Here is an 18,604-nt window from a genome sequence, read left to right as displayed (position 1 = left end):
GAATGTCTCATGTATATCACAAAACGTCGTACATACCGATCGTTGGAGGGAATAGACGATCGGCGGGGACCGATCGGCTGTCGCCACATCGATTCCACATGATCGTCTGGCGTTCGATCGACGCCCACTCCGCTCCTGGATCTCGATCTGACATCATCACGAGCAGATCGTAGCCTGCAGTAGCCGTGTGGCGCTCGATTCGCGTCACTAGTCGGCGGTAGATTGTTTCGGAGGGGGCGACCAGATCGAGCACGCGCGCCTCGAGAACGCCGTCGTTCTCGTAGGGTCCGACGACGGCGAATCCGACGATATCGGAGTCTTGGCGTGCGACGAGTACGTCTGCGCCGGGGTACGATAGTAGGTGCTCCACGTCATGAAGGTCGCGCCTGAAGGTAGGCGCACCTGCGCGAGAGAGCCGATGCAGCTCGACCATGGTCTCCCGTTCCTCGTCCGATACTGCATCCGGTTCGAGAACGTCGACGCCGTCGGCCCGACCGTTGGAGGGCGCTCGATTCCCACCCCCGGTCAGGGAGAGGTCGCCACTGGCGAACAACCGCGCAGCGGTCGGGATCGTTCGCGCAATCTGCCCGTTGCTTGCTGCCTCCACGAACCTCGCGACTGCGCGAGGTGACGCCGAGACTTCGAGCCGAAGACTGTCGGGCGTGCGTTCGGTCCCGAAAATCGACGCGATCGGAACCCGCCGGCCGTCGACTTCGAGTACGAACCGATCTCCGATTCGATCGACCACGGGGTCGATAGCCGTACCGTCGGGCAACGCCATCTCGGCGTACTGGCTCAGCACCGTCTCGTACGAGTGTACGTACAACCGAAGCGGCAACACACTGAACTCCCAGCCCCGTTTCCGGTTGGCCTTGAACGTGACGTTGTCGGCGTTGTTGTACGTGATCGTGGCTTCGGCTCCGACGTCCTCGCAGTAGTTGGTGGTTCTCTCGTGGAGGTTCGAGTAGAGCCCCTGTCCTTGGTGGTCCGGAGCGACTGCGGTGTCACCGAGAACGAACGTCGTCACTGACTCACCTTCGTAGACGAGTTCCTTGCGGAACACCCGGCGGAACGCCGCCAGTTCGTCGTCGACGACAGCGAACGTATGTTCTTCCGGATCGTACTCGGGATACTGGTCGTACTTCCATCGGAAGTACTCCTCGTCACCCCAATCGTCGTACGCCTCGTTGAGCAACGAGAGTACCTCGTCCTCTCGTCCAGTAACGGTATCTACGTTCGGGTCTGCCGTCATGCCTTACCTGGCTCCGTGGAGTGGTGGGAATCGGATTCCTCTGCTACCTCGTCGTCGTCTCCGTCCGTCACGGATTCCGATTCGACTTCCTCCTCGTCGTAGGTCAGAACAGTTCCCTTCGACTCCGCGTGCGTCTCGTAGATGTCGGTCATCGTCCCGAAGGAGTACCCCTTCTCTCGCAGCAGCGAGACGCTCCACTGGAGGAGTTCCTCGGACCGATCCATGTTTCGTTCGAACAGGAACCGCTTGGGCTGGCCCAGGTTTCCGTGAGAGTCCGTCCGGTAGATGTCCTGCAGGTGAGTGTTGTAGACCACGACTGGCGGCAGCGTGGCACGTCGCATGTACGCCTGGAACGGGCGCCCGAGGAGTTTCAGGTAGCTGTGGGAGAGCGGGATCCGGGTTCGGGGCGTGGCACCGATCGGGAACTCCAGCAACTCGTCGACCACGTCGGGTCGGTACGGCGTGAGGGGCTTATCGAGGTTACTGTAGACTCCCGGTCGGTACGACGGAAAGATGCTGGAGTCGAACGCGAACCCCTCCTCCTCGAGGACCTCGAGTTCGTAGGGTTCGATGTTCCCTTGCGGTGCTCGGTAACCGGTCGGCTCCGCTCCGAAGTGTGATTCGAACGCGTCGACCCCTCGACGAATCTCGGTCCGGAAGTCGTAGTCTTTGGACGTGTCGTGCTGGTAGGAGTGCAGGTGAAATTCGCAGTCGAGTTGCGTATCGAGTTCGTCGATCACTTCCGGGAACCGTTCGAGGGTCCGTCCGACCACGAAGAACGACACCGGGACGTCGAGGTCCTGGATCAGTTCGACGTAGTCGTCAACGTACTCGAGGGTCAGATGGTCGTATCCGGGTTTGTCGAAATACCAGTCGTTCTCGAGGTCAAGCGTGATGCAGGCGAGTTGCTCACTCACGCACCTGCACCTCCTTGTGCTCGTTTGCCTGCATGTCGAATAGCATCGCGAACATGACGAACATACTACCGAGCGAGAACATCAGCAGACTCGCGGTCCCGCGGAGGAACAGCGAGTCGCCGAACGTGATCTTCGCGTAGATCGACCACCCTCCTCCGAGCAATCCGAGCGTCGCCATTCCGGCCCCGAACAGGTAGAACAGCGCGAGCGGGTGGAAGTCCAGCGCGAGGTACTTCACTTTGAGCCGCCACAGAAAGTTCTTCAGTAGCATCCAGGAGACTTTCCGGATGTAGGTCCGGTACGTGATCGAGGACTCCTCGTCGCCGTACACCGCCGGCATCGCGACGTCGGCCACGCGCATCCCCTTGGCGTTCAGCTTCACCAGGATGTCGTTGCAGTAGCCGTAATACTCGTACATCCCCTGGATGCCCACGTTCTCGAGCGCGTATCCTGAGATGGCGGTGTAGCCGTTCTGGGGGTCCATCGTCTTCCAGTAGCCCGAGGCGATCTTGGTGAGGAATGTCAGGATCGAATTTCCGAAAAAGCGGAAGGCGGGCATCTCGTTGCGGAACTCCTTGTACAGCAGCCGGTTGCCCTTCGCGTAGTCGGCCTCTCCCTCGACAATCGGGTCGAGCAGCTTGGGAAGCTGCGAGAGGTCCATCTGGCCGTCGCCATCGACGGTCGCGGTGACATCCATTTCGTACTCAAGTGCAGCCAAGTAGCCCGTTTTGATCGCCCCGCCGGCACCCAGGTTCTCGCGGTGGGCGATCGGGACGACGCGACCGACCGGGTTGTGGACCTCGGCCCGCCGCTCAAGCATCGAGGTCCCGCCGTCGGTGGCGACCGGCTCGTCTGCGTCTATGGGATCCCCGCGTTCCTCCGATTCGCTGTCATCGTCGTACGTCAGCTCCGTCTCCTTGGCGTCCTCGCGAGCTGCTTCGCGGATCTCGTCCCAGGTGCCGTCGGTCGAGCAATCGTCGACGACGAACAGCCGATCAACATAATCGGGCATCTCCCGGATCACGCCGCCCACGAAGCCCTCCTCGTTGTAGGCGGGGATCACGACCCCGATTGAGTGCTCCCGGTACATCAGAGGTGGTTGTAGACGAAATCGTGGTCAGTCACTCGCGATTCGAACGTTCCGTCAACGTCGACAAGCACTGGGCTCTCAGTCATCTCATAAGCCAGGTCGTCGAAATTGAGCCCGTGGAACTCGTTGTGGGGCGTCCCAATCACGAGCCCGTCGAAGCCCTCGGCGTCCAGTTCCTCCTGGACCGGGATGCCGAACTCGTCGACGATGGCGTCGTCCTCAGCTCGCGGATCGAAGCCGACGACCTCGACGCCGTACTCCTCAAGAGCATCGATGGTCCCCCCGATCGCGGAGGTCCGGATGTCGCCGACGTTCGGTTTGTACGCTAGCCCGAGCACGAGCACCCGGCTGTCCCGGAGCACGTTCCCGGCCTCGTTCAGGGCCTTGATCGTCATTTCACCGACGTGGGTCGGCACGTACTCGTTGACCTCGCGGGCCTTCTGGATGAGCTCCGGCGAGAAGCCGTGCTGTTCGGTCTCGTAGATGAGGTAGAACGGATCCACCGGAATGCAGTGGCCCCCGACGAGTCCGGGGCTGTAGTCGTGGAAGTTCCACTTCGTCCCGGCGGCCTCGAGGACGGCGTCCGTATCCAGGTCGAGGTGCTCGCAGGCGACCGCGAGCTCGTTGACCAGCGCGATGTTGAGATCGCGCTGGGTGTTCTCGACGACCTTGGCGGCCTCGGCGGTCTCGATTGTCGGCGCCCGGTGGACGCCGGCGTCGACGACAGTCTCGTACAGTGCCGCCACCTCGTCGAGGGTTGCCTCGGAGAGTGCGCTCACGATCTTCACCACGTTCGCGAGTCCGTGCTCGTCGTCGCCCGGAACCATCCGTTCGGGCGAGTAACCAACGCCGAACTCTTCGCTGGCGGTCAGTCCCGAGGTCTCCTCGATTGCGGGGACGAACTCCTCGCGAGTCGCGCCCGGATACACCGTCGACTCCAAGATCGCTATCGCGCCGGGCTGGAGGTGTTCCCCGACGGTCCGGCCGGCGCTCTCGACGAGGGTCAGGTTCGGCTTCTCGAGGTCGTCGACCGGCGTCGGCACCGCGACGATCACGTACTCGGCGTCGGCGATCAGCGCGGGATCGGTCGTGAACGCGATGTCGCCGTCGCGGATCGCCCGGTCGCCGACGTCGCCAGTTGGGTCGGTGCCCCGCTCGAGCGTCCTCACCTTCTCCGGGTCGACGTCATAACCGCTGACGTCGTGACCGGCCCGGTCGAGCGCCGACGCGAGCGGCAGGCCTACATAGCCGAGGCCGACGACGCAGATGTTGGCGTAGCCGCTCTTGGGCGTTGCCTGGATCCCGTCGCCAGTCGATCGCTGCCCTTCACTCATCGGTTCCCACCTCGTCCGGAGTCACCGAGTTTGCCACCACCGCCGATCGTGTAGACGGGTGCCTCGATCTCCTTCCCAGCAAGCGTATCTCGGCCGTCAATTACGACTGAGAGGTCATTATCGTTGCGATGAAACTCTCCCCAGTTTATGTCATCGAACTCCTCGTGGGGGGTCACCATCACGACGGCGTCCGGATAGAGCTCCGCCACCTCATCCAGCTCGACCTGGTCCAAGGCGAACTCCTCGACCGAATCCAGCATCGGATCGACACCATAGACGTCGACCCCTGCGTCCGACAACTGCTCCGAGACCGGGATCGACGGCGATGCCCGGATCTCCTCGACGCCTGGTCGGTAGGTCAACCCCAGCACGACCACCGTCGACTCCGCCAGGGACTTCCCGTCGGCCTCGAGGCCCTCCCGTACCTTCTCAACGGTAAAAGAGGGCATCGCGTCGTTGACCGCGCGTGCGGTCTCGAGCAACGACGTCTCTGTCTCGAAGGGCTCGATCAGGAAGTAGGGATAGTACGGAATACAGTGTCCCCCAACGCCCGGACCAGGGTCGTGAATGTCACAGAACGGCTGGGTGTTCGCGATTTCGATGGCCTCGTTCACATCAACACCCAACTCGTCGGTGAACCGCGCCAGCTCGTTGGCCAGCGCGATATTGACGTCCCGGTACAACCCTTCGAACACTTTCACGCATTCTGCGGTCGTCGCGTCCGAGACCGTCAATACGCCTTCTGAGTTGATCGCCTCGTACACGACTTCCGCAGCTCGCGTACTTTCCGAATCCACACCACCGACGACTTTCGGATACGCACCGCGGATGTCCTCGAGCGCTCGCCCGGAGGACGTTCGTTCGGGACAGAACGCCACCCCGAACTCACCAACCTCTAACCTAGAACCCTCTTCTAACCGCGACACCACCCGCTGTGTAGTCGTCTGGGGAGGAACAGTACACTCGATCAGCACCAGATCACCCGACTCGAGACCCGCCCCGATGTCCTCGATCACAGCATCCAAAATCGCGAGATCTGGCTCCTTCTCGTCAGTGATTGGCGTCGGGACGATCACGACGTGGATCGATGCCCGCGAGGCTGCCTCGGAGGGCTCTGTCGTCGCCTCGAGCGCACCCTCGCTCACGACCGAACCAACTAACTCCTCGAGGCCGGGCTCGCGTTTGACGTGACAACCACCACTGTTCACCGTCGCCACCACGTCGGGGTCGATATCGGCGCCCACGACGTTGCCGGAGACGTCGGCGAACACCGACGCCAACGGCAACCCCATCTTGCCCAGCCCGTACACGGCAACTGGCACGTCACCGTTCAGGAACGCCTCACGCTGTACCTCCTGTTCGGCAGCTGCCCCATACAGCGAGTCGACGGTCGATCGAGCCTCAGTCATTCGCAACCACCCGGCCAACGGACGCCTCCAGTGCAGTGTTTTCGATCTCGAGGGCGACTTCCAGGGCTGCTAGCCCATCCGAGACCGTAACTTCAGGAACACGATGGGAGTCCACTGCCTCGACGAACGACTCCAGTTCCTTCCGCAGCGGTTCGCCGTTCGAAATCTGTGGTCGTTCGACGATGCTCTCGTGTTTGAATCGGACGTCGCCGTTCTCCTCGATGTACTCCGGGACCGAGTCCCGATGGATCTCGACGGACTGATCGAGATAGTCGACCTCGACGAAACACTCCTCCGCGGTGACCTCCAGCGTCCGAACCTTCCGCTGGGTCTTCCGACTCGCGGTCAACGACGCCATCGTCCCGCCATCGAACTCGAGCAGCGCCGAGGCGTGCCGATTACCCTCGACGCCGGCACTGTGTACCGAGATCGGTTCCCGACCAAGTAACGACAGCACGATATCGATATCGTGGATCATCAGATCGAGCACGGCACTGTCCTCGATCTCCCGGTTCGGTTCCGGCCCCAGCCGCTGGGCGCGAATACTCACTACCGAGAGATCCGAAATGATCTCTTCGAGGGCCTGCACAGCCGGATTGAACCGCTCGATGTGCCCGACCTGAACCGGCACGTCGGCCCGCTCGACTCGAGACTGCAACTCGTCGGCCCGTTCCAGATCACCAAGCACTGGCTTCTCGACGAACGTCGCGACGTTCGCATCGAGACACGTCGTCACGAGATCGTAATGATACTGCGTCGGGACGACGACCGACACTGCATCGACGACGCGTAATAACTCGTCACGTGCCATCACCTCGGTGTCGTGTTTCGCTGCAACCTCCTGTGCTTGCTCGACGTCAACGTCGGAGACTCCCACGAGGTTCGCTCCCGGGAGTTCATCGTAGACACGTGCGTGATGTTGCCCCATCGAGCCGACGCCGATCACACCGACGTCGATCCGTCGCGTATCAGTGGTCATAGTCGTTGATCACCTCGATAATGTGGTCGAGATCGTCCGCAGTCACGTTCGGATGCACGGGCAGCGATAGTACCTCCGCTGCAGCACCCTCCGCCTCGGGCGCTGAACAGCTCACGTCATCGTAGGCCGGCTGCTCGTGGATACAGGTCGGATAGTAGACGCCGGCGCCGACGCCGTGGTCCTCGAGATAATCGACGAGGTCGTCGCGGTTCTCGGTCCGAATCGTATACTGGTGATAGACGTGTGTCGCGTCAGCGGGTTCGACCGGACACGTTACCACGTCGTTTGCAATCCCCTCGGTCAGCCGCACTGCGTTCGCCCGTCGCTGGTCGATAAATTCCGGCAGTCGCTCGAGTTGTGCGCGACCGATCGCCGCTGCAATCGAGGTCATCCGGAAGTTGTGCCCGACGGATGCATGGTCGTAGGAGTCAGTTCGGCCGTGGTTGATGAACTGCTCGAGGCGGTCGACGAGATCCGCACGATCCGTCGTGACCATCCCGCCCTCGCCGGTCGTCATGTTCTTCGTCGGGTAAAACGAGAAACAGCCGACGTCGCCGATCGATCCGACGCGATCACCGTCGTACTCTGCTCCGTGGGCCTGCGCAGCGTCTTCGATTAACGGTACGCCGAGATCATCAGCCAAATCCCGAAACACCTCCATTGCGGCTGGGAGCCCGTACAGATGGACGACGACGATCGCATCGACGGCCTCCTCACGAGCGATCTCCCACGCCGCGTCGGGATCGAGATTGTAGGTTGCGGGATCGATATCCGCAAAGACCGGCTCCGCGCCGGCAAGTCGGATCGCGTTGGCCGTTGCGATGAACGAAAACGGCGTCGTCAGGACGCGATCGCCGTCGCCGATCTCGAGTGCTTCAAGCGCCGCGTGTAAGGCCGTCGTGCCGTTCGACGTTGCGACGCCGTGATCAGTGCCACAGTAGGCGGCAAACTCGGCTTCGAACTCACGAACTTCGGGTCCGTCCGCGAGCATGCCGCTGTCGAGGACGTCCTCAACACGATCTGTCTCTTCTTCCCCCAGTTCTGGATCCGCGATTGGTATCATTAGATGTCGTTGCCCCCCTGAAGAGAGTCAGGTAATGGTTCATGTTTCGCTGGTGCACCGAGAGCTAATGTTTCTTCCGGCACATCTTCGGTGACGACGGCGCCGGCTGCGATAAACGAGCCACGCCCGACGGTTACACCGGGGAGAATCGTCGCGTTCGCGCCCACTGAGACGTGGTTCTCGAGCGTCGGACCTGCTAACTCGACATCTTGCCGAATCGGGTACGGATCGTTTGTCAGTACCGCGTGTGGCCCGAGAAAGACGTTATCTCCGATTTCGGTCTGTGACGGGACGTACACTCCCGTCTGCAGGCTTACGTGTGACCCGATCGTCGACCGGCCATCGATCACGGCGTTCGTGCCGACGAGGACGTCATCCCCAATGTCGGTTAGTTCGCGAACCAGCGCGTGATGGCCCGTCGAAAACCCATCCCCGATTACGACGTCGTTGTAGATAATCGTCCCTGCCCGAATCGCCGCAGCGTCTCCGAGTACTGGCGGACTCGAGTCCGAATCGTACTCGTATCCAACTGTCGCCCCTGGATCACCGTCCGACTCTGTTGTTACTTCTGTATTATTTGAACCATCCATTTCACAGATACACCATTAAACCGATATTTCTACTGAAAGTTACTGTCGATCCAACCCACTAATAACCTCTGGTTTTCAAATTCGCTGTTTAAGTGTTGGAACTGCAATACAGCGTGAGGGTATCCTAAACGAACTATTCAAAAAGAAAGTAATTGGGAATCAGAAACTCTTAGAGAGAGTAGCGTCACGTGTCGCTATGCGCTCAGGTGAGTTAACTGATCAAACGGTGGTAATCACGGGGGGTGCTGGCTTTATCGGGAGTCATCTCGCAACTGCACTCGATTCGGCAAGCGGAGTTCGCATTCTCGATGATTTGACCACGGGCCAACGGGAAAATATTCCTGATGAAGCGATCCTCTTCGAAGGTGACCTTCGGGACGAGGACACGCTCGTTCAGGCAACCGACGAGATCGATATCATCTTTCATGAAGCGGCGCTTGTGAGCGTCCAGCAATCGATCGAAACGCCACTCACAAGTCACGAAATTAACGTCGACGGAACACTGTCGCTCCTCGAGGTTGCACGAAAACAGGACGCACGTATCGTCCTCGCCTCGAGTGCGGCGATCTACGGGCATCCTATCCACGTACCGATTACGGAAGTTCATTCGAAGAACCCAACTTCCCCATACGGTCTCGACAAACTTACCATCGACCACTACGCCCGCTTGTACCACGACCTCTACGACCTCGAGACGATTGCGCTCCGCTATTTCAACGTCTACGGTCCCGGACAGGTGGCCGGCGATTACAGCGGCGTCATCAGCGTCTTCATCGATCAGGCGCTCTCGGGCGAGGACATCACGGTCCACGGCGACGGCGACCAGACCCGCGATTTCGTCTTCATCGACGACGTCGTCCAGGCCAATCGGAAAGCCGCAACCACTGATGCGGTCGGCGAGGTCTACAACATCGGGACCGGTGAGTCGATTACGATCCGCGAATTGGCCGAACTCATCCAGGACATTACCGACACGAACTCGGATATCGTCCACACGGAGGCCCGAACGGGCGATATCGACCACTCCGAAGCGGATATATCGAAAGCCAAGGAGCACCTCGACTACGAACCCTCCGTCTCGATCCGCGAAGGACTCGAGCAGACCATCGAGTGGTATCGGATCCACAAAGAATGACATCCTCCTCGGCGTAACCGCTGAGGTTTCCTCTCGCCTGGAACCGTGGTGGGATTGGTCGCCGCTGTCGCAACCATTTTCGGGATGGTGGCAGCCGCTGCCGCTTCGGTCGGCCCACCACAACGACGATAAGAGGCAATCCAACCTCCCGATATCCGAATTTGAGGATCCTCCTCGAGTATGGCCTCGACACAAACGATGTGAGTCGTATCGCTCACAGCAAACCCATACGACCAGTACTGAAGTGAACGATTTCAGAATCCCTATCACAGAGCAACTAGAGAATCGAATGCGATGATCGATGAGCTCTCCAATCACCGCGGCAGACTCCTTCTGATTCTCCTCCTTCTCGGAGCCCTCTTTGGACTGTTGGTCTGGTACGGCACACAACCATCGTACCAACCGGAACTGAACGACTATCCCGACGAAGATCAGGTTGCCCCTAATCCCGACGCCTACGTCGGCCAGCTGGTCACACTTGAGGGCGAGGTCACCGCCACTGACCCGGTCGTCCTCGAGGTGGACCACCCGGAGGCGCCCACTGTCACAATCCTGAACGCAAACGCCGCCCTCGAGACCACGGACGACCCACTCGAGCCCGGTGATGAACTCACAGCGTTCGGGACACTCGAGGAGACGGATACACTCGATGCCGACCGGACGATAACCCGAGAGCCCTGGGAAGCCTATTACATGTACGTCATCTCGTTCATCGGCGGCATCTTCGCGCTTGGCCACTTCGTCCGCCACTGGCGATTCGACCGCATGCAACTCGCCTTCGTCCCACGAGAGCAACCGCTGTCACTCCCTGACCGAACCCACACGCAGCAGACGCCTGACTCGACTCGAGGTGACGACTGATGGCGGACGTCTTCACTCACGCCCTCACCGGCTTCATCATCGGCGTCGGTCTCTCCTGGTGGGTCGACTGGCTGCGGCCAGCCCACGTCTCGCTCGTCGTGCTCGGCGCGATCGCACCGGACGTTGTCAAAATCAACCTCGTCGTCCCCGATGCCGCAGTCGCAACGACGCTTGGCATCCCGTTCTCGTGGGACCCACTCCACACCCTCGGGGTCGCCGTTCTCATGGCCGTGCTCTGTGCACTCGTCCTCGCACCCCAGTATCGAGCCCAGGCGATCGCCCTCTTCCTAATTGGGGCTGCATCCCACCACGTGCTGGATATGGCGCTCGTCAACGCCTCGGGCTACTCGTACGACGTGCTCTGGCCGCTCTCTGGGTATCACTTCCCGTCGCCCAACCACTACCGGAGCAGCGATCGATGGCCCGCGATCATCGCAACACTGCTTGCCATCTGCGTCTGGTATCTCCGATACCGGTGGCCACACCGATCCACTCCTCGAAAACGGGTCGAAAACTAACATTCTCACGTAATGTCATCAACTGGATACAAAGAGAGTGGCGAGTTCCTCGGGAGTATACAGATAGGGATCCGAACGTTCGGACACAAGCGTTTCTAAACGAAAAGCAGCGCGAGTTCCCCGCCCCACCGTGGGCGGGGGTGAAGCGCGTCACTCCGGCGTATGTCCCGTCTCCTCGATATACCGTCCAACCACTTCCTCCGATACTGCTCCCGTCGTTCCCACGTAGTATCCGACCTTCCAGAATCAACCGCCCCAGAAATACGACTCAGGAATCTCGGGATACCGTTCCAGCAAGTGCTTTCCAGAGTACGACTTGAACTGCCGTGCTACCTCAGCAGGGCTATGTTTCGGGTCTGTTTGCACGAACAGATGAATGTGGTCGTCTGCAATCTCCAACGCCAAAATCTCGTGGCCGAAGTGGTCGGCAGTCTCCGCAAACAACTCTCTCACGTCCTCCTCGACCACACCGAGAACAGGGTGTCTATACTTCGGCCACCACACGAAATGATACTTGCTGGAACTAACCGAATGTGCGTGACTGCGGTACTCCTCCATCCCTAATCCCTACATTTATGACAGTCTGGAACGATTATCAAAGCATGGGTGAAGAAGCCACGAAGACGATCCAGACGCGCCTCCACATAGCGTCTGGTGAACGATCGTGGCTTCACGACGCCCGTCTCGCCTCACGCGAGATCTTCAACCAAACCATCCGCCTCAAACAACAAGGGTACAATCGCACCGAGATACAGAAGGAGGTTGACCGCGACGACTTCTTACGGAACAACAAGTGTGCTGTCGTCGGCAAAGCCCTCCAGACGTGGGACTCCTACCAATCACTCAAAGACTGGTGGGAAGAACAGGATGACCCTGACGGCGGGAAGCCGACGCCGCCGAGTACGGACAAATCTGGTGCATACCCGCTTGTGATGGCGCACACGGAAGGCTACCGCCTCACCGTGAACGACAACACGAACCGCGTCCAGTTCCGCATCAGCCCGAAACCCTACAAGAAGGTGAAGGGCCATCTTCGCGGTGAACCGGGCGCGATGGAGGAACTTCGAGACGCTATCACGTCGGATGAGGTGGATGTGGGGCAGGCCGAACTCCTGTACCGCGATGGCGTGTACTGCCTACACGTCACGGTCACACGCGAGTTCGACGTGCCCGAACCCGATACCGCCGATACGGTAGTCGGTGTGGACATCAACGAGCGCAACGTCGCTCTCACCGCCCTTGACCGCGACACGATGCGAACGAAGGGCACGCTCGTCCTCGACTACGGACGGGTGAAGCAGGAACGCCAACGCTACCACACCATTACGAAACGTTGTCAGGAACACGGCAAGACGAGCATCCACCAGAAACTCAGTGACAAAGAAGAGCGATTCACCGAGTGGGTGTTGCACCGTCTTTCCCGTGCTGTCGTAGAGTTCGCAGAGCAGTTCCCGAACCCGGTTATCGTGTTCGAGGATATGAGTGGTATCCGCGAGGAGATGCAGTACGGGTCGTATATGAACCGCCGGTTGCACAAACTGCCGTTCCACAAGTTCGAGAAGTTCGTCTCGTACAAGGCGACGTGGCGGGAGATTCCGACGGATACGGTGGACGCTTACTACAACTCGCAGACGTGTTCGTGCTGTGGTGAGCGTGGGTATCGGCAGGGTCGGCGGTTCAGGTGTCCGAACGACGGGTGTGACGTGGCGCAAGACCACGCCGACCGGAATGCGTCGGTGAACATCGCGTGGCGCGAGAAGGCGAAACTTGACGGTAATACTACGGATTACCGGACTCACAAAACCCAGCCGCAGGTGCGGTTGGTGCGTCTGTCCGGGTCGGGGCGCGTAAGCCGCCCAACCTCATCCCGCTCGCTTGCCGAGCAGGGAGTGCTAGCACACAGTTGAGGGAACCAACAAAAGCCTCGGGCCACCGCGCCCGAGGCTGTTTACCTCGTCAGTAAACCCAGAACGTGAAAACAGTGCATACTCAACGGTACGATCATCTCCCTGCCATCGAACGTTTTCCTCAAGTTCCTCGAGATCAGTTAGCAAACTGGTTCCGACAGGAGTATTGGTCCACTTGCACTCGCCGAGTAGCAGTGTGTTCGTTTGTGGATTGAGTCCGACGACGTCGATTTCTGCTTCCTTGTACCACCACCGACCGACACGTGAGCAATCGACCGGAACGGCCGCTGACTGAACTGCTTGCTGACATACGTGTTCAAATGTCTGGCTGGTATGATCCGAGAGCGAATCTGCAAGCGAGTCTCGAACTGCCGCTGTTCGGCCCTGCTCGAGTGTTCCCTTATTCGGGGCGACGAACCGAAACCAGAACCGGAGAAAATCATCTGCGATCCGGTATACACCACGTCCGTCTGGATCAGTCACCGGTGTCTCCCGTTCGACAAGCGCTAACTTCGAGAGGTTTTTGAGATATCGAGAAATACCGCTGGCATCTTTTCCGATCGTGTTCGCGATATCTGTCACACGGGTCGAACCCGCAGCAATTGCCTCGAGGATAGCCATGTACGTTGCTGGTTCCCGAAGCTCCTGCCGAAGGAGAAATTCTGGCTCTTCATACAGGAACGCTCCTTTTGAGAGGATGTGTGTCTCGATATTCGATAGCAGTGATTGCTCAGGATCGAACTGCTCTAGGTATGCCGGAATTCCACCGAGCACACTGTACGTCTGGATTTGTGTGTTAATATCGTTGTCTTGAAAAAACCCTCGCATGTCCGCGAATGAGAGCGGGGCTAACTCCCATTGTCCGGTTCGTCGACCGTACAATGGGCTTTCGTAACTCAATACGCCTTCTTCCATCATCGAGATCGAAGATCCGAGAAGAACAAGGGAAATTTCTGTGTCTGCGAGCACCTCATCGACGATCGTTTGAAACACAGAGGGGATCGTCTCATCAGCCTCAACCAGATACGAGAATTCATCCAGAGCAACAATACATGGTCCATCAACTCGGTTTTTGAGATACTGAAATGCATCAACAAATCCATCGACATCGGGTGGGATGTCATCGAACGCCTCTGCACATTGGGTAGCGAACTGTCTAGCATTATGTGCTGGGCCACGCTGATCGCATAGATAGTATATACACTCTGTCTGAAGAGTTTCTAAGACCTCTGTCACCAGCGTAGTTTTTCCAACGCGACGCCGTCCATACACAACGAGCAGCTGGCGCTCGTCTCGAGTGAGATGTGACCTAAGCCACTCTACCTCTTTGGCGCGGTCGATCATTATACACGCGATAATATTATCTCATGCATAATAAACCGATCGGGTGGCCGGACTGAGATCACTGGTCGGCTTCCTCCTCGAATCTCTATGCCACCGTCGTCGGGTGAATACTGTTGGTCGGCTTCATCCCACCCAGAAGGACGAGGCTTTCGCCTCGAATTTTCCGTAACACGCTGTCGACGACCGAAACGCTGTTCCAACTCCCCCGCGTCCGTTCGCCCGTGCCGACCTTCGCACGCACCGGCTCGGGAAAGTGGCACGTCGTCGGTCCCGACGGCTGCCGGTACGGGAAGCGGTTCGCCGACGACACCGCGCCCGACGAAACCGTCACGGCAACCGACATCGTCGCCTACGAGCCGCCGGAGACGCCGGACGACGGCCGGTCCGGGTCGGTGTCGGTCTCGCTGTCGATGGGTGGGAGTTCGTTCCCTCGCGGGCGCACCGACGACCAGCGCCTCGTCCTCCCGGCCCCCATCGAGGACGGTGACGCCGGCCTCTGTGGATCGTGTCGGTCCGTCCTGGATCGCCACCAGCGCCGCCGGTCCCGGATCATCGCGGGGCTCAAGCTCGTGACGACCCGCCGCGACGTCGACTGGGACCGGGTGGACCACGACCCCCGCCGCAGCTGTGACTGGTGTCGGTCCCACGAGTCGACGATCTATCGCGGGCTCGGGGCGAGGGTGTGTCCGGCCTGTCGACGGCTGTTCGAGACGCCACTCGGCGAACCGGCCGACGACCGCGCTCCCGAGACCGATCGGCTCCCCGAGACGCCCGACCAGCCGATCACGCCGATCGTCTTCGGAACGACGCTCCCGGAGTACGATCCGACCGATCTGGTCGGGAGCAACCGGCCGCTGATCAAGTACCGCGAGAAGCACAAGTATGCGGACTTAGTGTTCGAACTCGAGCGCACGGGCCACGGCTTCGCCGCGGCGGGCATCGAGGCGTTCGGCGATATTCGTGCCGACTACGCCGAGCGGGTCGCCGACGACGGGACACACCAGACCGACGTCGCGATCGACGTCGGGAGAACGCCACGGACGGTGACGCTCGAGGGGATCCGCCCGGACGACCGGGTCGACGTGATCGAACGGTGCTGGGAGGTCGCGAGCGATCCGGCCTACTGGGTTCCGCTCGGGTGGCCACAGCAGGGGTACATCCATCGCCGGGGGACCGATCCCGAGATTCCGGGCGACGATCCGGTCGTCGCGGAGTTCCCCCGGCTCGACACGCGGGAGCCGTCGTCGTCGGTCGATACGGACGCCCTTCGGTCGATGACCGAACCCGGCCGGTACGACCGGGGACGGAGCTACTACGAGCGCGGGGCCGTGACCGACCTCGAGCACGTCGACGACGTGGTCCAGGCGACGGTCCAGGGCAGCCGGCCCTACGACGTCCGGGTCACCCTTTCGGACGGACGGTACGTCGAAGGGCGGTGTAGCTGTCCCGACGACGCGGTTCCCTGCAAGCACATCGTCGCAACCGTGCTGGCAAGCGGCGACATCGAGACCGCCGGCGGCGACCAGTCGCTGGAGGACGTACTCGCGTCGGCGTCCGCGAGGGAGTTGCGCGCGCTGTTGCAGACGCTCGCCGACGAGGACGTCGCGGTTCGTAAGCGAATCTACGACGAGTTAGCCTGCTGATTGACCTCCTCCTCCGCGTTCACGCGGAGGAATCCGACCATCGGATTTCCGCCGAGTGCAGCGTTCACGGTTCCAACCCGCACTCAGAGGGAACCGGCAGCATACCGGCGAAACTCTCGTTTTCTTCCTCGCTGTAGGGCTGTGGCCCGGTCAATGAGGTCCCATCGGAATCCGTGTCATTGCTGTGTGAACCACCGCAGGTCCACCGTCCCTTGTGGTTCGGGGCCAGCATCTCACCGATCCCGTAGCAATTTGTCATATCCGGCCCACAAGTAAAATAATCCCCTACGAGGGCCGAGCGTTCCGGAACAGGTTGTCACGTTCCAGTACTGATATCGTGACAAAGCATTCGCGAGATCGGAACTCGCAGCGGTAATTCTTTCTGGTCAGCGTTCGAGCCAGTAGTGCCAGTCCTCAATGGCTTGCTCGGTATCACTGCTGGCCTCTACGGGTTCCAGTTGGCTCAGCGGTACGCCGAACTCCCGATCCATCCACTCGATGGTGACGAACTGTTGACGGAGAGATGGTTCAGACGAGGGCTTACCGACTACACGAACTGTTTCGCCTTCCTCCAGCGGAGAAACTTCTTGTTCGTCGATACAACGCGCTTTGAAGGGAAAATCCATCGTTTCCTCCAGATAGATGTGCCATCCCATCGCTTGCTCTTCGGGCGTGTACGCATCGACGATGATCTCCATATTGATTCGTTCGTCTCGTTCTTCATCTCGATCTCTCGTTGTCATGGCTCACCCCCAGTACGGGCATGAAATGCTTGCCCTGATTTGAACTCGGTCAACTCCCCGATTCGACCTTCGAGTTCTTCTATCTCCTGACGAAGCTCTTCGGCTTCCTCACCTTCGGTGGCAGCGAGTTGTTCCTTGAGACCTTGCAGGCGCGTCTGCTTGCGTTCCTCGTCTACCTCAGCCTTGCGAACGTACTCGCGTTCGTCGATTTCGTATACGTCACTCTCAGCCAGTTCCGTCACCTCGAGCGCGTCATCGACCTTTGTGCGGTCGACACCCATGACACGCTTGCGCTCGATGCCAGCGTCCTCGAGCGCCGCCAGCACCTCCTCGTCATCCTTGAGCGTACGGTTGCGTCGAGTCGTCCGTTGGACAGAGCCAAACGGGCCATTGACCGGCCGATCGTGGTGGAGACGATTGAGGAGGACGTCGGCGACGTCCTGGCGCAATTCGTTGGCGTTGCGCTGGACGTCCGAGAGCAGCGTGTACAGATTGACCAGCGCATCCGTGTCCATCTCCTCTAGCGTGGTGACGTTGTGGCGCTCGAGTGCATCTACGAGCAAGAGCGCGTCGGCGTACACAGCAAGATCGGGCTCCGCCCGGTCACCTGTCTCCGGCGCAGTCTCGCCCTCGAGCAGCTGTGTCGACGTTGACGTCGGCCCATCCTGCTCGACGATCACACCAGCATCCCCGTTGATCTCAAAGCGCGGATGCAGGCTCCATACCGCCGGATACGGGTCGGCATCAGGCGGGAGCCGATCGAGTTGGAACCCAGTCGGCGCATCAGTGATCCGCCGGTACAGCGTCTCGAACTGATCGCGCTGGAGTGGTCGCTTTTGCTCGTTATCTTCGAAGCTAATGATAACACGTTGCTCCTGGACATCGGTGATTCGGAACCGATTGTGCGATAAGGGTGTAACGAGCGCCGCTCCGTCGGGGAGATCCTCGAGTTCGTCGAGGAGCGTCTGCCAACTCACACTGAACGGCATATCTAGAGTGAGGTGGTCAGGTGCCAAAACCGTGTGGGATATCTCGGACTGGACAACGTCGTGTCCCACGAAACGGTGGTACTCTCACGATTGATCTTCGTTGGGTTGGTTCACTGCCGACGGTGACGATACACCGCTTCCCTATCCAGATCACCAATCTAATCAGGGAGTATTCATTTGAACTATTATATAAACTCAGCACTTGGAGACAAAGAGTGGTGAGTTCCTCGATCGTATGGAGATGACAACGATCAACCATAGTATTTTCAGTTCTACAGACCGTATTCCCGAACTGGCGGGAGTGGACGCATCTGCCATACACTGGTGCCCCACGTGACAGACAATCCCGCCGTTCATTGACTCCCTCCTCCACGTTCACGCGGGGGAGGAGTCAAGTCGTCGCGGTCGTACTCCGATCCGGTGTTGAAACCGCTCTCGGCGGTCTGTGTGATGACTGACGACCCCTCGAGATCCGTCCCGACAATCTCCGGATACTGGCCACACTGACTGTGTCACCGTTGAAAATAACTTATGAGTATTTTCTTCCACAGACCTTCGCAAAGCCTGGGAGAAACGAGAAACCATGCCCGAGGTGTGCAGAAGATTAGTTGTGGGTTGTTGATAATTGAATTTTTACAATAAGTATATTGTACAGTACTGCCAATGAACAGACAGGTAGGGATGGGGGACTCGTCAATAGCCCGTTGACACGTCATCCCTGCCTGCCACCCCTTCCGAACACCCATCCAGGGGTTATCGTCGTTGCCCATCAGGTTCATCACCCCCCTGATAGGCAACGCTCCGTTCGAACACGTATTGGGGTGGGTCAT

16 protein-coding genes and 1 pseudogene are annotated in these 18,604 nt (G+C 59.6%); 5 read left to right on the top strand and 12 right to left on the bottom strand.

Annotated features, from left to right (window positions below):
* Positions 1 to 16 precede the first annotated feature (16 nt).
* From GRS80_RS09790 to GRS80_RS09755, 8 genes are read right to left on the bottom strand one after another with little or no spacing between them, the layout of a single operon-like run.
* Positions 17 to 1,252, bottom strand: coding sequence for a GNAT family N-acetyltransferase (locus GRS80_RS09790; RefSeq protein WP_160047397.1), 1,236 nt, complete (start codon positions 1,250 to 1,252; stop codon positions 17 to 19).
* Complete coding sequence (locus tag GRS80_RS09785; protein ID WP_343161519.1) at positions 1,249 to 2,169, bottom strand: polysaccharide deacetylase family protein; 921 nt, start codon at positions 2,167 to 2,169, stop codon at positions 1,249 to 1,251. The genes GRS80_RS09790 and GRS80_RS09785 overlap by 4 nt, the downstream gene beginning before the upstream one ends.
* The gene (locus tag GRS80_RS09780; protein ID WP_160047396.1) at positions 2,162 to 3,259 is read right to left on the bottom strand and encodes a glycosyltransferase family 2 protein; all 1,098 of its coding nucleotides are present in this window, start codon (positions 3,257 to 3,259) and stop codon (positions 2,162 to 2,164) included. The genes GRS80_RS09785 and GRS80_RS09780 overlap by 8 nt, the downstream gene beginning before the upstream one ends.
* Positions 3,259 to 4,593 (bottom strand): nucleotide sugar dehydrogenase, encoded by a 1,335-nt coding sequence (locus GRS80_RS09775; RefSeq protein ID WP_160047395.1) that lies wholly within the window; start codon positions 4,591 to 4,593, stop codon positions 3,259 to 3,261. Before GRS80_RS09775 ends, GRS80_RS09780 begins: the two co-directional genes overlap by 1 nt.
* Positions 4,590 to 6,002, bottom strand: a complete 1,413-nt coding sequence (locus GRS80_RS09770) for a nucleotide sugar dehydrogenase (RefSeq protein WP_160047394.1) — start codon at positions 6,000 to 6,002, stop codon at positions 4,590 to 4,592. Before GRS80_RS09770 ends, GRS80_RS09775 begins: the two co-directional genes overlap by 4 nt.
* Complete coding sequence (locus GRS80_RS09765; RefSeq protein WP_160047393.1) at positions 5,995 to 6,981, bottom strand: Gfo/Idh/MocA family oxidoreductase; 987 nt, start codon at positions 6,979 to 6,981, stop codon at positions 5,995 to 5,997. Before GRS80_RS09765 ends, GRS80_RS09770 begins: the two co-directional genes overlap by 8 nt.
* Positions 6,971 to 8,044 carry a DegT/DnrJ/EryC1/StrS family aminotransferase gene (locus GRS80_RS09760; protein ID WP_160047392.1) on the bottom strand — a complete coding sequence of 358 codons (1,074 nt, stop codon included), beginning with the start codon at positions 8,042 to 8,044 and terminating at the stop codon, positions 6,971 to 6,973. Before GRS80_RS09760 ends, GRS80_RS09765 begins: the two co-directional genes overlap by 11 nt.
* Positions 8,044 to 8,634, bottom strand: coding sequence for an acyltransferase (locus GRS80_RS09755; RefSeq protein ID WP_160047391.1), 591 nt, complete (start codon positions 8,632 to 8,634; stop codon positions 8,044 to 8,046). The genes GRS80_RS09760 and GRS80_RS09755 overlap by 1 nt, the downstream gene beginning before the upstream one ends.
* A gap of 196 nt (positions 8,635 to 8,830) precedes the next feature.
* Between GRS80_RS09755 and GRS80_RS09750 the strand changes: the two genes are divergently transcribed.
* The 3 genes from GRS80_RS09750 to GRS80_RS09740 all read left to right on the top strand — a co-directional run bounded on the left by GRS80_RS09750 (position 8,831) and on the right by GRS80_RS09740 (position 11,148).
* On the top strand, positions 8,831 to 9,769 hold the full coding sequence (locus GRS80_RS09750) for an NAD-dependent epimerase/dehydratase family protein (protein ID WP_160047390.1): 939 nt from the start codon (positions 8,831 to 8,833) through the stop codon (positions 9,767 to 9,769).
* A gap of 294 nt (positions 9,770 to 10,063) precedes the next feature.
* The gene (locus GRS80_RS09745) at positions 10,064 to 10,630 is read left to right on the top strand and encodes a hypothetical protein (protein WP_160047389.1); all 567 of its coding nucleotides are present in this window, start codon (positions 10,064 to 10,066) and stop codon (positions 10,628 to 10,630) included.
* Complete coding sequence (locus GRS80_RS09740; protein WP_160047388.1) at positions 10,630 to 11,148, top strand: metal-dependent hydrolase; 519 nt, start codon at positions 10,630 to 10,632, stop codon at positions 11,146 to 11,148. The genes GRS80_RS09745 and GRS80_RS09740 overlap by 1 nt, the downstream gene beginning before the upstream one ends.
* A gap of 150 nt (positions 11,149 to 11,298) precedes the next feature.
* On the opposite strand, the pseudogene tnpA reads toward GRS80_RS09740, so the two are convergent.
* Positions 11,299 to 11,706: pseudogene (gene tnpA / locus GRS80_RS09735) on the bottom strand (IS200/IS605 family transposase).
* Positions 11,707 to 11,750: 44 nt separating this feature from the next.
* Between tnpA and GRS80_RS09730 the strand changes: the two are divergent.
* Positions 11,751 to 13,055 carry an RNA-guided endonuclease TnpB family protein gene (locus GRS80_RS09730; protein WP_160047387.1) on the top strand — a complete coding sequence of 435 codons (1,305 nt, stop codon included), beginning with the start codon at positions 11,751 to 11,753 and terminating at the stop codon, positions 13,053 to 13,055.
* Here GRS80_RS09730 and GRS80_RS09725 read toward each other — a convergent pair.
* Positions 13,041 to 14,399 (bottom strand): ATP-binding protein, encoded by a 1,359-nt coding sequence (locus GRS80_RS09725; RefSeq protein ID WP_160047386.1) that lies wholly within the window; start codon positions 14,397 to 14,399, stop codon positions 13,041 to 13,043. The genes GRS80_RS09730 and GRS80_RS09725 overlap by 15 nt on opposite strands.
* Positions 14,400 to 14,620: 221 nt before the next feature.
* On the opposite strand from GRS80_RS09725, the gene GRS80_RS09720 reads away from it, so the two are divergent.
* Positions 14,621 to 16,042 (top strand): SWIM zinc finger family protein, encoded by a 1,422-nt coding sequence (locus GRS80_RS09720; RefSeq protein ID WP_343161518.1) that lies wholly within the window; start codon positions 14,621 to 14,623, stop codon positions 16,040 to 16,042.
* A gap of 386 nt (positions 16,043 to 16,428) precedes the next feature.
* Here GRS80_RS09720 and GRS80_RS09715 read toward each other — a convergent pair whose 3' ends face one another.
* Positions 16,429 to 16,785, bottom strand: coding sequence for a calcium-binding protein (locus tag GRS80_RS09715; protein WP_160047385.1), 357 nt, complete (start codon positions 16,783 to 16,785; stop codon positions 16,429 to 16,431).
* The gene (locus GRS80_RS09710) at positions 16,782 to 17,774 is read right to left on the bottom strand and encodes a DUF2800 domain-containing protein (RefSeq protein ID WP_160047384.1); all 993 of its coding nucleotides are present in this window, start codon (positions 17,772 to 17,774) and stop codon (positions 16,782 to 16,784) included. Before GRS80_RS09710 ends, GRS80_RS09715 begins: the two co-directional genes overlap by 4 nt.
* Positions 17,775 to 18,604 lie beyond the last annotated feature (830 nt).

It is taken from the genome of Natrialba sp. INN-245 (assembly GCF_009807105.1).
GTDB lineage: Archaea > Halobacteriota > Halobacteria > Halobacteriales > Natrialbaceae > Natrarchaeobius > Natrarchaeobius swarupiae.
The sequence above is the reverse complement of the archived record's forward strand: the minus strand, read 5'-3'. Positions and strand labels throughout refer to the sequence as shown.

Coding starts and splice junctions, on each gene's coding strand:
- GRS80_RS09790 (WP_160047397.1), bottom strand. CDS start 1,252: ATGACGGCAGACCCGAACGTAGATACCGTTACTGGACGAGAGGACGAG.
- GRS80_RS09780 (WP_160047396.1), bottom strand. CDS start 3,259: ATGTACCGGGAGCACTCAATCGGGGTCGTGATCCCCGCCTACAACGAG.
- GRS80_RS09775 (WP_160047395.1), bottom strand. CDS start 4,593: ATGAGTGAAGGGCAGCGATCGACTGGCGACGGGATCCAGGCAACGCCC.
- GRS80_RS09770 (WP_160047394.1), bottom strand. CDS start 6,002: ATGACTGAGGCTCGATCGACCGTCGACTCGCTGTATGGGGCAGCTGCC.
- GRS80_RS09765 (WP_160047393.1), bottom strand. CDS start 6,981: ATGACCACTGATACGCGACGGATCGACGTCGGTGTGATCGGCGTCGGC.
- GRS80_RS09760 (WP_160047392.1), bottom strand. CDS start 8,044: ATGATACCAATCGCGGATCCAGAACTGGGGGAAGAAGAGACAGATCGT.
- GRS80_RS09755 (WP_160047391.1), bottom strand. CDS start 8,634: ATGGATGGTTCAAATAATACAGAAGTAACAACAGAGTCGGACGGTGAT.
- GRS80_RS09750 (WP_160047390.1), top strand. CDS start 8,831: ATGCGCTCAGGTGAGTTAACTGATCAAACGGTGGTAATCACGGGGGGT.
- GRS80_RS09745 (WP_160047389.1), top strand. CDS start 10,064: ATGATCGATGAGCTCTCCAATCACCGCGGCAGACTCCTTCTGATTCTC.
- GRS80_RS09740 (WP_160047388.1), top strand. CDS start 10,630: ATGGCGGACGTCTTCACTCACGCCCTCACCGGCTTCATCATCGGCGTC.
- GRS80_RS09730 (WP_160047387.1), top strand. CDS start 11,751: ATGGGTGAAGAAGCCACGAAGACGATCCAGACGCGCCTCCACATAGCG.
- GRS80_RS09725 (WP_160047386.1), bottom strand. CDS start 14,399: ATGATCGACCGCGCCAAAGAGGTAGAGTGGCTTAGGTCACATCTCACT.
- GRS80_RS09715 (WP_160047385.1), bottom strand. CDS start 16,785: ATGACAACGAGAGATCGAGATGAAGAACGAGACGAACGAATCAATATG.
- GRS80_RS09710 (WP_160047384.1), bottom strand. CDS start 17,774: ATGCCGTTCAGTGTGAGTTGGCAGACGCTCCTCGACGAACTCGAGGAT.